Raw genomic sequence first — 13288 nt, forward strand, 5'->3', positions numbered from 1 at the left:
GGTCTCCCAGCTCGTTCGCTCGTGAGGTCCGGTTGTCGACTGTCCGGGATTCGAATTCATCTTCAGGCAGCTCCACGCTTGACGGCACCTCGTTGTGCCAACACCGGGCTCCACCCTAAGCCTGCCGGCTTCCGTGGAGCAGGGAGGGAGCCTTGCTCCCGAGACGGGCGAATCCAGCTGAAACGATCAATGGCCGGGCTGTGACCACCGTTTGAAGCCGCCCGAGTCCACGGCGGCCCGGCGATGTCGAGCCGAGGCCGCCTCGGCGTCCGATGTGGACGGCTGCGCGTGCCTGGAATGCGCAGCCGGTTCCGGACCGTCCGGCACCGCGCGCCTGCGCCCGCCGGTTCCGGTGGTGGCCTCCCGATTAGCGGAATCCGCGTCGTCGCCGCGCCCGTTCTGATAGGCCATCAACGCTTCGGCCAGCAAGTCGGCCAACCCGACATCGGCGGGCACCTCGGGTTCCGGTTCCGGCTCGGGTGCGGGCGCGGTGGACTCCTCGCGGGCCCACTGGCCGTACCGGGCCAGCAGATCACCGGCGGGCTCGCTCCCGGCGGAGATCGGTTCCGGCTCGTCGTCGGGGTCCGCGTGTCGAGCGCGGCGCCGTCCGCCCTCCTCGGATGCCTGCTGCTCGGCGGGCTCCTGGCTCCCCCGGCCCTCCACGAGTCGGAGACCTGCCCGGATCTCGGCCAGGGACTTGCCCTTCGAGCGGCGCCCTTCCGCATCGGCCGGACCGGGATTCTCGCCGGCAACCTCGTGGCCGAGCGGCTCGTAAGCGGAGGTCAGGTAGTCAGCGGCAGGGTAGTCAGCGGCCGGGTAGTCAGCGGCCGGGTAGCCGGCGGGCTCGTGATCAGAGGCCGGGTGCTCCGAAGGCTCGTAATCGGAGACCAGGTGACCGGGGTCCGGGTAGCCGGGTCGGGAGCCGAGCACGGAATCACCGGAAGCGGGATAAGCCGAAGTGGGGTAAGCGGACTCGCGGTGACCGGACGTACCGCGTTCGTAGGTGGGCGGCCGGTAGTCGAGCGGATCTTGCGCCGGGAACTCCGCATCGGGTGCTGAGTGCTTCGGCTGCTCGCCCGGTCGGGGGTCGTGCCCGTCGTCTCCGATCCCGGGTACGGCGTGCGTTCCGGACGCGTCGTGGCGCGGGCGGTCGTGGCGCGGTCCCGCGTGCTGCCCGTGCCGGGGGTCGCGATCGGGCTCGGGGTCCCCGTTCCCGCCCCGCATGGGTTCGAAGACCGGAAAGTCGTGGTCGCGGATCCCGTGCGCCGAATCGGAGCGGTGGAAACGCGAAGCAGCCGGCGACTCCGAACCGGACCAGTCTCCGCCGAGCGGATCCGCCGCGGCGGTCCGATCCGGGTTCCCGGCCGAATGCGCACCACCGGTCGGCGCCGGGTCTTCGGAATCCACGGTCGGGATCACCGGCATGATCGTGGTGACGTCCGGGGCATCGAACGGCGGATCCGGGGCGCCCGGGTCCGGTACCGCTGACTCCCGTGCCGCTGACTCCCGTGCCGCTGACTCCCGTGCCGCTGGCTCCGGGACTGTGGCTTGATCCGCGACCGCGTCTGGTCCCGCGACGGGCGAACGGTCCCACGTGGGCCAGCCTTCGAACGCGCGCGACGAGTTGCCCTGTCCTACCGGATCTTCCGCCGGGCTCGCGGTCGGAGACATCCCCGCGCTCGGTCGATCACTCGGCCGGGACCCGTCCGACTCGTGCGCCGCGCCCGCCGTTTCTGCGCGGATGGCTTCCAGCAACTTCGCCACCTCGGCAGCGGGGTCGGCGGCGGGCTCCGCCCCCACGCTCGAGCCGACGGAGTCCGCGCCGATCTGGTCCGGCGCGTCCGCGGCGGGCGGCGGGGTCGGCGCCGGAGCGGAGGAGTCCTCCACTCGCGCCTGCACTTCGTGCTCGCGGACTTCCGGAGGACGCGGCTCGGGCATCGCCCGGCGCCCCGAGGACGGTTCCTGACCGGCCGAGAAGGGCTCATTCTCCGGCTCGGAGCGCTGGGAACTCCGGCTTGTCAACGTCTCCATCAGCCGTCGGGCGGTATCGGCGTCGATGTTGTCGGCCCGGCGCCGCCTGGGACGCGGTTCGTCGGGTTCGGACGGCAGGTCGTCCGCATACGATTCAGCCGGCGAGACCGTTACTCCACCCGCGGTGACGCCGGTGGCGGTCGGTCCGGTGACCGTCCCGCCCGTGGCGGTCACGCCGGTAGAAGGTGCTCCGGCCGTGCTCGGCTCGGTGGTCGTCGAGCCGGTGGTACCGGCAGCCGCGGCTTCGACCGGTGCGGCATCGGTAGGTTCGGTGCCTGCGGCGGCCGCCTTCGGCCAGTCGGCAGCAGGACCGCCCCGCGGAACCGAACCCGTCGACGAACCGGGAAACTCCCCGACCAGCCGCAGGCGGGCGTTGTGCACCACCGACTGCCAGCGCCGATCGGCCGCACACGCACCCTGCAAGCAGGTCAAGGCGGCCGGAAAGTCCTGCGCGTTCTCGTGCGTCTGCGAAATGGACCTGAGCAGTTCGGCGAGCAGACCGTCGAGGTTGTGCCGCTCCGCAGCCGCAGCGGCATCGTTGAGCAACCACACCGCCACACCTGGTTCGCCTTCCGGCAGGTGAACACGGGTGGCCAGCGCCAACCGCAGCCAACCGGACGGTGCGGCCGCCGCCGCCCGCACCGGTTGCCCGACGATCGCACCAGCGGCCTTGACCGCCTCCGCGCGCCTGCCCAGATCGAGCAGCGCGTGCACCCGCTCCAACACCAGTTGGGCGGTGAGGCCACCCCCGTCCGCTTCCGGGTCCAGTCCGGCGAGCAGCGCGAGCCCGCTGTCGGCGGCGCGGACCGCGGACGTGAAATCACCGTTCCGGCGGAAGTAGCAGGCCCGCGCCACCGCTACTCGCGCCCGCCACAGCTTTCCGTCCTGCCGGTCCAGATCGCTGGACAGGAACAGCCGGTCCGCCTCTTCGAGCGCCTCGAAGCCTTCGCCGTCCCGTCGCCGGGACGGCAGCACCGAAGCCATTTCGAGCAGTGCGTTCGCGCGCACGGCCGGATCTATCCGTTCGCGCTCCAGAACGGGGTCCAGTACCCGCATGGCCGCGTCGTGGCTGCTCGCGCTGCGCGCACAAGCCGCCAGCAGGACCCGCAGCCGCGCGACCATCTCGTCGTCGGCGGCCGACTCGGCATCGCGCACGGCCACGATCGCCCGGTGCGTGGCCGTGGCCCCCTGGCCGAGCCGGTTGGACGCGAACAGGGCCAGTGCCTCGGCACGCAACCGCAACGATCGGTCTCCGGCCGCTCGGGCCTGTGCGACGACCCGATCACTGAGCATCAGGGCGAGCTCCGGAACCCGCCAGCGCAGTTGCCAGGCGGGTTCCAGCAGGTCCTTCGTCGCACCGTTGAGGTGTGAACCGTGCACACTCTCCAAGGCGGCTCCCGTCAGCCCCGGGTCAGCTTGCGGTGCGTCACGCGGTGCGGGCGCGCTGCCTCCGGACCCATTCGCTCGATCTTGTTCTTCTCGTAGCCCTCGAAGTTGCCCTCGAACCAGAACCATTTCGCCGGGTTGTCGTCGTCACCTTCCCAAGCGAGGATATGGGTGGCCACGCGGTCCAGGAACCACCTGTCGTGCGAGATCACCACAGCGCAACCGGGGAACTGTTCCAGCGCGTTCTCCAGCGAGCCCAGCGTCTCGACATCGAGGTCGTTGGTCGGCTCGTCCAGCAGGATCAGGTTCCCGCCGACCTTCAGCGTCAGCGCCAGGTTCAGCCGGTTGCGTTCGCCGCCGGAGAGCACGCCCGCAGGCTTCTGCTGGTCCGCCCCCTTGAAACCGAACGCGCTGACGTAGGCCCGCGAGGGCATCTCGACCTGCCCGACCTGGATGTGGTCCAGGCCGTCGGAGACGACCTCCCACACGTTCTTGTTCGGGTCGATGCTGGCGCGGTTCTGGTCGACGTACGACAACTTGACCGTGTCCCCGACCTTGACCGTGCCCTCGTCCGGGCCTTCGAGACCGACGATCGTTTTGAACAGCGTCGTCTTACCGACACCGTTCGGGCCGATGACGCCGACGATGCCGTTGCGCGGCAGGTCGAACGAGAGCCCGTCGATGAGCAGGTTCTCGCCGTAGCCCTTCTTCAGGTTCTCGACCTCCACGACCTGGTTGCCCAGGCGCGGCCCCGGCGGGATCTGGATCTCCTCGAAGTCGAGCTTGCGGGTCTTCTCGGCCTCGTTGGCCATCTCCTCGTAGCGCTCCAGCCGGGAACGCGACTTGGTCTGGCGCGCCTTGGCGTTCGAGCGGACCCACTCCAGCTCGTCCTTCAGGCGCTTCTGCAACTTCTGGTCGCGCTTGCCCTGAACGGCGAGGCGTTCCTGCTTCTTCTCCAGGTAGGTGGAGTAGTTGCCCTCGTAGGGGTAGGTGCGCCCGCGGTCCAGCTCCAGGATCCAACCCGCGACGTTGTCCAGGAAGTACCTGTCGTGGGTGACGGCCAGAACGGCGCCGTGGTAGTTGGCGAGGAACTGCTCCAGCCACAGCACGCTCTCGGCGTCGAGGTGGTTGGTGGGCTCGTCGAGCAGCAGCAGATCGGGCTTGCTCAACAGCAGCTTGCACAGCGCCACACGGCGGCGCTCACCACCGGAGAGGTGCTTGACCTCCGCCTCCGGCGGCGGACAGCGCAGGGCGTCCATCGCCTGCTCCAGCTGCGAGTCGACCTCCCACGCGTCCGCGTGGTCGAGGTCCTCCTGCAGCTTGCCCATCTCCTCCATCAGCTCGTCGGTGTAGTCGTTGGCGAGCTGTTCGGCGATCGCGTTGAAGCGGTGCAGCTTCTCCATGATCTCGCCGACGCCTTCTTCGACGTTGCCGAGGACGGTCTTTTCCTCGTTCAACGGCGGTTCCTGCTGCAGGATCCCGACGGTGTAGCCGGGGGAGATGAACGCTTCACCGTTGTTCGGGTGCTCGAGTCCCGCCATGATCTTGAGGACGGTCGACTTGCCGGCGCCGTTGGGCCCGACGACGCCGATCTTGGCACCCGGGATGAACTGGAGGGTTGCGTCATCGAGGATGACCTTGTCGCCGTGCGCCTTCCGCACCTTCTTCATGGTGTAAATGAACTCGGCCATGACCTGAATCGTAGTTGTGACCCGTACCGGCTCGCGCACTGCGTCGCCAATCCGCCCGACCGCCCTGCGGAGGCCGTCGAACAGCCACGGAACGACCGCGGTCGACGGTGCCGGGAGGCGGCGCGCGGGAGATTTCGCCCCCCGGCCGCGCCGCTACTTGTCGCGGTCGGCCATCTGCTTGAGCATCGCGTTGTAGGCGGCGAGATCGGCCTCGCCGTCGGCGTCCGCCTTGCGGTCGATCCGACGCGCCGAGCGGGAGTCGGCACGCGACCACTGGATCAGCAACGCGAACATCACGACGACCAACGGCGCCTCGCCGGATGCCCACGCGAGCCCCCCGCCGAGCTTCTGGTCGGCCAGCAGATCGGGCACCCACGGCAACTCGAGGCTGCGGTAGAAGTTCTCCCCGATCACGTTCTGGGACATCATCACGATGATCCCGAAGAACGCGTGGAACGGCATCGAGGCGAACACCAGCCCGAGCTTGCCCAACGAGGGCAGCGAACGCGGCGCCGGGTCGATACCGATCACCGGCCAGTAGAAGACATAACCGACGAGCAGGAAGTGGGCGTTCATCAGCAGGTGCGCCCAGTGCTCGGGCAGCGCCATGTCGAACAGGCCGGAGAAGTACAGCGCGTAGAACGAGCCGACGAACAGCGCCAGCGCCACCAGAGGGTTGGTGAGGAGTCGGGTCACCGGCGAGTGCACGAAGGCCAGCAGCCATTCGCGGGGTCCTGCCGGGTTGCCCTTGCCCGCCGGTTTGAACACGCGCAGCGCGAGCGAGGTCGGCCCGGCCATCACGAGGAATACCGGGGCGAGCATCGACAGGAGCATGTGCTGGCCCATGTGCACGCTGAACATCACGGGCGCATAGCGGCCGATACCGGACGAGGTGGCCAGGAAGATGGTGGCGCAGCCGAGCAGCCAGGCTGCCGTCCGCCCCACCGGCCACTGATCTCCGCGTGCGCGGAGTTTGAGCACGCCCCAGACGTAAAGGCCGGCGAGGACGATCGCCAGCGTTCCGTACAGCAGGTCGAACCGGATGTTGAACAGCAGGCCCAACGCGGTCGGAGCCGCTTCGATCGGATAGCCGACGAGCAGCTCGGTACGACCGGGGATGGCACCGAGCTCGGCGGGCGGCGGTGTCCGACCAAGTGCTACCGCGACGCCGATCGTGGCGAACATGAGCAGCGATTCGACCGCGCCGAGGCGCAGCAGCGCGCCGGTGCCGCCACCGTCGGCGATGCGTTGCACCGCTCGGCTGCGCTGGAAGTAGCCGATGACCCCGAGCCCCACGAGAGCCACGACCTTCACCAGGACCAGCAGGCCGTAAGTGGTGCTCAGCAACTGGACGGGCGCGACCCGGACCAGCGCGTTGATCAGGCCGGACGCCGCCATCGCGATCCAGCAGACCAGCGCCACCGAGGAGTAGCGGCGCGCCACCAGCCCGGCGTAGGAACCGTTGCGGGCGACGTGGGCGAGCAGCGCGAGCAGCCCGCCGACCCACAGCGTCGCGCCGAACAGGTGGAACAACAGGCTGTTGGTGGCGATGTCGTGTGCGCCGCCGCTGGCGGAGTGCCCGGTCGCGATCACCGGGAAGAGCCCGGCCAGGGAGCCGAAGAAGAGCGCGGTGGACCATCCCCAGGACAGCACGATTCGACATCCGACGGCCAGGACGAACGCGATCATCGCGGTGATCAACCAGGATTTGGCCTCTTCGAGCGCACCCAGCAGCCCGAACAGGACCTCGGTGTTGAGCACCTCGCCGACCGGGTTCCCGGTGGCGTCGGCTGCGGTGAACGGGACCATCATCGCGGCACCGAGGCACCACGCGGCCGCTCCCCAACCGGCGGTGCGCACTGCCGCGTACCCGTCGGCGGTCAGTTCGCCCGAACGTCGAGCGGGGATGCCGAACGCGGCCAGCAGCAGCGAGCCGATGCACACCACGGCACCGGACTCGGCCAGCACCCGCACGACCGGGAGTCCGTAGCGGGTGACGGCGCCGGGGTCGGGCAGACCGTAGAGGGCGTAGGCGTCCGAGGCCGACACCGCTGTGAGCGCGGCCGCGATCAGCGCGGCCAGCACACCACCTGTGGAGATCAGGATGCCGATGGTGCCCGATGCGGTGCGCTGGGCCGGTGGCTGCGGCGCGGTGGTCTGGGATGACACGCTTCCGAGCGTATCCGCAGGTGCACGGGCGTCCGCGTGGAGGAGGCCACGGGTTGGCGTGGTTCACACCGGCCACGCACCGCTACGGTGAAGATCGTGCACAAGATCGCCCGCAGTTTCGCGCTCGCCCTGTCGATGTCACTCGCGAGCATGGCTGCGGCGGGTTGCGGCGGGACGATCTCCGGCCGAGCGGAACCCGCAAGCACTCCCCCGTCCGCGGTGGACACGCCGTCGGGGCAAACCGAGGAGCTTCCGCGTTCTTCGGTTTTGGCGGAAGCGCCCCGCATACCCAGACCGCGCACCATCGAGGGCATCGATCCGTGCGGCCTGCTCGCGCCGCGGGAGCTGGCTGCGGTCGGGGGCGCTATCGGACCGCCGCACCGGGACCGTCCGCTGCCCGGCTCGTGCACCAACCTCGTCGGTGGCGGGCCGGAGGATTCGGCGGGCGCGGGTTTCCACATCCCGTACCGCGAGGCCGTGGCCAAGCAACCACGCGGCGTTGCCGTGGACGTCGACGGCCATTCCGCTTGGTTGTACTGCGAAACCATCGATGCCTACCAGACGTGCACCGCGGTGACCGCGATTCACGGGGACGCTTCGCTGCTGACGATGCTCTCCAAACGGGACACCACGGCGGCCGACACGACCGACATGCTCTTCGGGCTCACCCGCGCCGCACTCGGCAAGCTGCCCGCCGGGTGACCACTCGCACGCGGAAGAGTGGGGTCCGTAGTCGGACGACAGCATTGAGTCGAGTATCAATCTCGTTTACAGTCATTTGGCGCGTGTCAAAATTCGCACGTCATCGCCTCTTCTCGGGAGAGCGACCAGTTCGAGTGATCTCGATGAGCTGTCGATTCGCTTGCCGTTCGGTACCGGGTCTGCAACGCCTGCCGCGTCGGTGCCAACAGCTCGCGTGCATGCAGTTACCCTGCACCGTGCAGTTCTGAGGAGCGCTGGGGTGTTCTGAGGAGCGCCGGCAAGCCCCCGTAGCTCAGCTGGACAGAGCAAAGGACTTCTAATCCTTAGGTCGCAGGTTCGAGTCCTGCCGGGGGCACATAAACCAAGAGGGAGAAAAAGGCCTCCGGGCTTTCCAAGATCAACTCCCACCCTAACCGTTCATCCGCCTGAACCATCCAGGGGGATGTTCTCCCGTTTCTCCTCGGCGAGCACGCTGCCACGACCAAGCTCCCGCCCGGATCAACGGCGCGCACGCCAGCGACGACTCCCGACCGCGTCCGGCGCGCGAGGGAACCGCACACCGAAGGAGGACCTGTGCTCACGAGCGAGCCCGATCTCCGAGAACTGATCGACGACGCGTCCCACCGGCTGTTGAACACCGCCGGAAAGCTCGCCGACGAGGACGTGACCGCACCCGCGCTGCACTGCCCGGGCTGGACCCGTGGTCACGTTCTCACCCATATCGCTCGGAGCGGCGATGCGAGGAGGTAGCGCTTCGGCGCTTTGTCGAGTGGGAACTGCACCACGTCGATCTCGACGCGGGTTATGGCGCATCCGACTGGCCGGCCGAGTTCACCGCGATGCCGTTGCCGGAACCCATGCGCTCGCATCGGGCGAGCAGGCAACCCTTCTTCCACAACTGACCGGAAGGCTCCCGCGCGGAAAGCTGGCGAGGATGGACCCGCGACTTTCAGCCCCACGGAACCTCCTCTCCACAAAGCGGGTCGGTGTTCGAAACCCGTGCCCGAACTGCGCGTGGTTCCCGACACCGTAGAACGAACGCCCGTTCCGGACAAATATCCGATTTCGGCACATTGATATGCACATCGGAACGACGAGCCGCCGAATCGGTTCCGCGAACGGCGGTCGCCCCACACGGCACGCCGCCCTAGGTCAGACTTAGGCAAATGCCTGGTGCGGCGGCCCGCACACGGGTGTCAATGTCCTCACACCTCAACGGCCGCGATCCCGACCCAGCGGCAAGCGGAGGGGCCAACCGACGGGAGGTGCCGTGGACGGAACAGGCGCCTCACCACCCGTGGGAACACCCGCAACCCGGGAGCCACGCGACATCGACCGCGGTTCCCACAACTGATCTCGCACTCCGAGCAGCCCGTTCACCACTGAAAAGCACCGCCTTCACAGAACCGATGGCGATGCGGCCGAAACAGATCCGGCGCGGCTCCTCCCGCACCGCCGATTCCTGCCCGGATGGCCGGGAACGGTCCGTCTCGTTTCCGAATAGGTTTCATTCGGTAATCGAATTTCTCATGCGTTCAGCATTCCGCCGATTTCAACGTCAATGGAGACGCCATGCCCGAAAACGAACCGCATCATCTCAGCGCGAAAAGACAACGGAGCACTGTCCGCTGGGTGGTCCTCCTGGCGGCGATCACGCTCATCTTCGACGGTTACGATCTGGTGATCTACGGGACGGTCGTGCCGACGCTGCTGCACGACCCGAGCCAGTTGGGAGCTCTGACTCCCGCACAGGCCGGTGCGCTCGGCAGTTACGCGCTGGTGGGCGTCCTGGTCGGCGCGCTCACGGCGGGGCTGGTCGGCGACCACATCGGTCGTCGCCGCATGATCCTGGCCAACATCACCGTCTTCTCCGTCGGCATGGGCGCCACCGCGATGGCCACGAACATCGAGATTTTCGGGCTGTTCCGGTTCCTCACCGGCATCGGAGTCGGTGCGCTGGTGGCGACGGCGGGCGCGATGGTCGCCGAGTTCGCCCCTGCCCAGAAACGCAATCTGATGAACGCCATCGTCTACAGCGGCGTTCCCGCAGGCGGGGTGCTCGCGTCGCTGCTGGCCATCGTGGTGACCGACGCGATCGGTTGGCGCGGACTGTTCTGGATCGGTGCTTCGCCGCTGCTCTTCCTGCTCCCGATGGCCTGGTTCAAGCTGCCGGAGTCCCCTGGCTGGCTGCAGGCTCGTGGACAGGTCGAACGCGCCCGGGAGGTTTCCCGGAAGACCGGTATTCCGCTGCCACCGCCGCCGCAGGCCCCTGCCGAGGGCGAGCGCACGGAAAAGGTCGGGTTCGCGGCATTGGCCACCCGCCGCTACGCGTGGCCGACCCTCCTTCTCGGCCTGATGAGTTTCTCGGGGCTGTTGCTGACCTACGGGTTGAACACGTGGCTTCCGGAGATCATGGGGCAGAACGGTTTCGGCGAGTCGCATTCGCTGCTGTTCTTGCTCATCCTCAACCTCGGCGCGATCGTGGGCAGCGTCATCGCGTCCCGAACGGCCGACCGGATCGGCGCCAAACAGGTCATCGCTTCCACGTTCGGGATCGCGGCGATCTCGCTGTGCCTGCTCGCCCTGAAACTGCCACTGGTCGTGCTGCTGGCCGGGGTGGCGATCGCGGGCTTCGGCACGATCGGAACCCAGGTGCTGATCTACGGGATCGTCTCCAACTACTACGAGAGCTCGGCCCGCGCGGCGGGTGTGGCCTGGTGCGCCGGGTTCGGCAGGCTCGGCGGCATTTTCGGGCCGATCCTGGGCGGCATCCTGATGGGCATGGGACTGAGCGGACAGGTCGCCTTCGTCCTGTTCGGCGGGATCGCCGTGCTCGGGTCGCTGGTGACTCTGCTGGTGCCGCGCAGCCGGACGAGCACCAAGTCCGTCGAGGCTGCGGCGCCGGCCGAACCGGCTCCGGCGCAGTCGTGATCGCCGAATAGCAGCGGCGTGCGCTGTTGACGATCTCGGGTCGTCGACCCCGGCGGGTTCACCGCCCGGGTCGACGCCCCGAAACCCGGCGGAGCACCTGCTCCACTAGGCCGCGAGAGTCATCCTGGTACCGCTGCGGTGCATCGTTCCAGCCAGGGCCGCACCCGCCGGGTCGACGCCCGCACTCGCTGGGTGCAGTCGCGACACGGCGTTCCGATCGCCGCCAGCACCATCGCCACCGGGGTCTCCACCCCGCACACCGAAGTCAACACCTCGTATGGGCCGAACCACTCCTGGCCGTCTTCCTCCCCGCTGCCCAACGGCACCTGCGATTCACGGTCGCACGGCCGAACATAACCGCCCTCGGCGGGGAACGCGTGCCAGCTCGCGTCCACACCGGACAAACGCCACACGTGCATTTCCACTCTCCGCCCCATATTCGTTCCGCTCATCGGCCCGCCGCTCGACCGGCGTTTGCCGAGCGCAACCACCTCGCCGCCTGCGCGGCCAGGTCCTCCCGGCCTCGCCAATCACCCACGCCCCGCACCGTTGCCACCAGACCGTCGTCGGTGTGCTTGGCCCGCTGATCTCCGGTGTGCACGGTCAGGAAACCGGCTCCGCGACCCCAGCGGAACGTGTAGCTCTCGGCCTGCGACACCCGGACGAAATGCCACGCCATCGGCAGGCACCGCACCCGCGTCACGACTCGGATTCCACGACCACCGGCTGCGGACGACGCAGCTCGGTCGACAGGAGGTCGAGCCCGTCGGCGATCGTGCACAACTCGGGAGAGCTGTAACGACCCGCCGCGACGTCCTCGACCGCCGTCTCGAGCATGAACATCGCGGTGCGCATCAACCGCACCGCGTTCCCGCCGTGGTCACCCGGCGCAGTCACGGTCCGACCTCCCGGCTCGAGCCGCCCGCGGGCGCCACCAACGAACCGAAGAACCAGATCATCATGTCGGTCATGAACACAGCGTCGGGCCAGCCGGGCGGTGTCGGGGGTACAAACCGTCCCCTAGACCTATCGAGCGAGCAGTCCCATGCGGTGCGCGAGCGCGCGTGCCGATTGCCCCTTCCCGGGCGGTGGCGAGTGCACGAGTCCGATCGCGAGGTCGCGAGCGAAGCCGTTGTACCGGACCGTGTCCGTGGCTGTGCTTTCCGCACGTTCCAGAGTCGCCAGCGACGCGGCAGGCTCGTCCCGCTTGTGGTGGGCACGCGCAACCTCGATCAAATGCCGCGAGCGCCGTGGCACCGACGGGATCGCGCTCGGGTCGATCGCGTGCCCAGCCTGCAGAGCTTCTCCGTTGCGTTGGAGTTCCACCCCCAACGTGACCGCATGGGCGCCCATCACCGGCAGGCTGAACGAGGACTGGACGTGGCAGTAGTCGGGGCCAAGTTTGCGTGCGATGGCGTGTGCCAGCTCCCAATACCGCCAGGCAGGCCCATGCTTCCCGCATCGGGCATAGGTCAACGCCGACTCGGCCAACAGCGCACCAGTCAGCCCGTGCCAGTCGTCACCGACCGTTTCCGAAAGATGCGGCTTGAGGTACCGCGTTCCCGCTTCGGCTGCGCCGAGGGCCTCTTCCCACCGGCCAGACTCTCGCAAAACTTGCACCAAGCCCCACGAACCGCTGGCCATCGCATACGCGTCGTCGGCGAGCTGCGCTTCGTGCAGCGCGCGATCGGCCACCAGCCAGACGAGTTCCGGTGCGGGCTGGTACGCGGCGTAGAACTGCGCCAACCGATAGATTCCGGCCAAGATGCGTCGGGCTGCTCGACGATCCGGTCCGGTACGGGCCAATACCGCGTCCTGACCATCCCGAACGAGGTCGGGCAGTAGCGCGCCGACCTGTGTCCGGTGGTCCGGTGACGCATGCCGGATCCGCCATGCTGCCGACAGCCTCTCCCCGAGATGTTCCACGACCGCTGGTCGAGCGCTCGGTGTCAGGCGGTAGGCCGTCAACGCGCTCTGCACATCGCCGAGGCCTTCGTGTTTCGGTCCGCCCACGAACATCTGCACGGGAAGCGCGTCGCCGTTGCCGGTCAGATCCGCTAGGTCCGAAATCCCCAGCGCGCGGGCGAGCTGCACCAACATCGGTAGGCGCGGCGTTCGCAAGCGACCGACTTCAACCGCCTTCAACCATTCCGGTGTCCGGCCGACCAGACCGGCGAGTACCGGCCGCGACATGCCCGCGCGCTGCCTCGCGGCCTTGATCCGTTGTCCAACGTCGGCGCTCATGCCGATCACCTCTTCACGGAGTCGACCTCTTCACGTGCCCGGAACACCGAACCAAGCTCCTCCGCGAAGAGGTGTCAGCAGCGTACCGAGCACGCGATCAGGTGACGAGACTCTGATCGTTCAAGCCCGTGGCC

Annotated in this window: 10 protein-coding genes and 1 tRNA gene; 4 read left to right on the plus strand and 7 right to left on the minus strand. The window is 68.3% G+C overall.

Going from position 1 to position 13288, the window contains the following annotated elements; genetic code table 11:
• Window positions 1-186: 186 nt before the first annotated feature.
• The 3 genes from ACYVAN_RS21645 to ACYVAN_RS21655 all read right to left on the minus strand — a co-directional run bounded on the left by ACYVAN_RS21645 (window position 187) and on the right by ACYVAN_RS21655 (window position 7277).
• Window positions 187-3420 carry a hypothetical protein gene (locus ACYVAN_RS21645; protein WP_460962469.1) on the minus strand — a complete coding sequence of 1078 codons (3234 nt, stop codon included), beginning with the start codon at window positions 3418-3420 and terminating at the stop codon, window positions 187-189.
• Between the two features lie 11 nt (window positions 3421-3431).
• Complete coding sequence (gene ettA, locus ACYVAN_RS21650; RefSeq protein ID WP_460962471.1) at window positions 3432-5108, minus strand: energy-dependent translational throttle protein EttA; 1677 nt, start codon at window positions 5106-5108, stop codon at window positions 3432-3434.
• Between the two features lie 153 nt (window positions 5109-5261).
• The gene (locus ACYVAN_RS21655; protein WP_460962473.1) at window positions 5262-7277 is read right to left on the minus strand and encodes a cytochrome c oxidase assembly protein; all 2016 of its coding nucleotides are present in this window, start codon (window positions 7275-7277) and stop codon (window positions 5262-5264) included.
• Between the two features lie 96 nt (window positions 7278-7373).
• Here ACYVAN_RS21655 and ACYVAN_RS21660 point away from each other — a divergent pair, with 96 nt between their 5' ends.
• From ACYVAN_RS21660 to ACYVAN_RS21675, 4 genes are all read left to right on the plus strand, one after another.
• Complete coding sequence (locus tag ACYVAN_RS21660) at window positions 7374-7979, plus strand: DUF3558 family protein (protein WP_460962475.1); 606 nt, start codon at window positions 7374-7376, stop codon at window positions 7977-7979.
• 281 nt (window positions 7980-8260) lie between these two features.
• Window positions 8261-8334, plus strand: a tRNA-Arg gene (locus ACYVAN_RS21665).
• Between the two features lie 218 nt (window positions 8335-8552).
• Window positions 8553-8729 carry a maleylpyruvate isomerase N-terminal domain-containing protein gene (locus tag ACYVAN_RS21670; RefSeq protein ID WP_460962477.1) on the plus strand — a complete coding sequence of 59 codons (177 nt, stop codon included), beginning with the start codon at window positions 8553-8555 and terminating at the stop codon, window positions 8727-8729.
• 822 nt (window positions 8730-9551) lie between these two features.
• Window positions 9552-10910, plus strand: a complete 1359-nt coding sequence (locus ACYVAN_RS21675; protein ID WP_460962479.1) for an MFS transporter — start codon at window positions 9552-9554, stop codon at window positions 10908-10910.
• 119 nt (window positions 10911-11029) lie between these two features.
• Here ACYVAN_RS21675 and ACYVAN_RS21680 read toward each other — a convergent pair whose 3' ends face one another.
• The 4 genes from ACYVAN_RS21680 to ACYVAN_RS21695 all read right to left on the minus strand — a co-directional run bounded on the left by ACYVAN_RS21680 (window position 11030) and on the right by ACYVAN_RS21695 (window position 13154).
• Window positions 11030-11329 (minus strand): hypothetical protein, encoded by a 300-nt coding sequence (locus ACYVAN_RS21680; RefSeq protein ID WP_460962481.1) that lies wholly within the window; start codon window positions 11327-11329, stop codon window positions 11030-11032.
• 29 nt (window positions 11330-11358) lie between these two features.
• Window positions 11359-11613: a hypothetical protein gene (locus tag ACYVAN_RS21685; protein ID WP_460962483.1), complete on the minus strand. Its 255-nt coding sequence runs from the start codon at window positions 11611-11613 to the stop codon at window positions 11359-11361.
• On the minus strand, window positions 11610-11807 hold the full coding sequence (locus ACYVAN_RS21690) for a hypothetical protein (protein ID WP_460962485.1): 198 nt from the start codon (window positions 11805-11807) through the stop codon (window positions 11610-11612). The genes ACYVAN_RS21685 and ACYVAN_RS21690 overlap by 4 nt, the downstream gene beginning before the upstream one ends.
• Before the next feature lie 129 nt (window positions 11808-11936).
• Entirely contained in the window at window positions 11937-13154 is a 1218-nt protein-coding gene (locus ACYVAN_RS21695; protein ID WP_460962487.1) for a helix-turn-helix domain-containing protein, read from the minus strand.
• Window positions 13155-13288: the final 134 nt, after the last annotated feature.

The organism is Parasphingorhabdus pacifica (assembly GCF_054779195.1).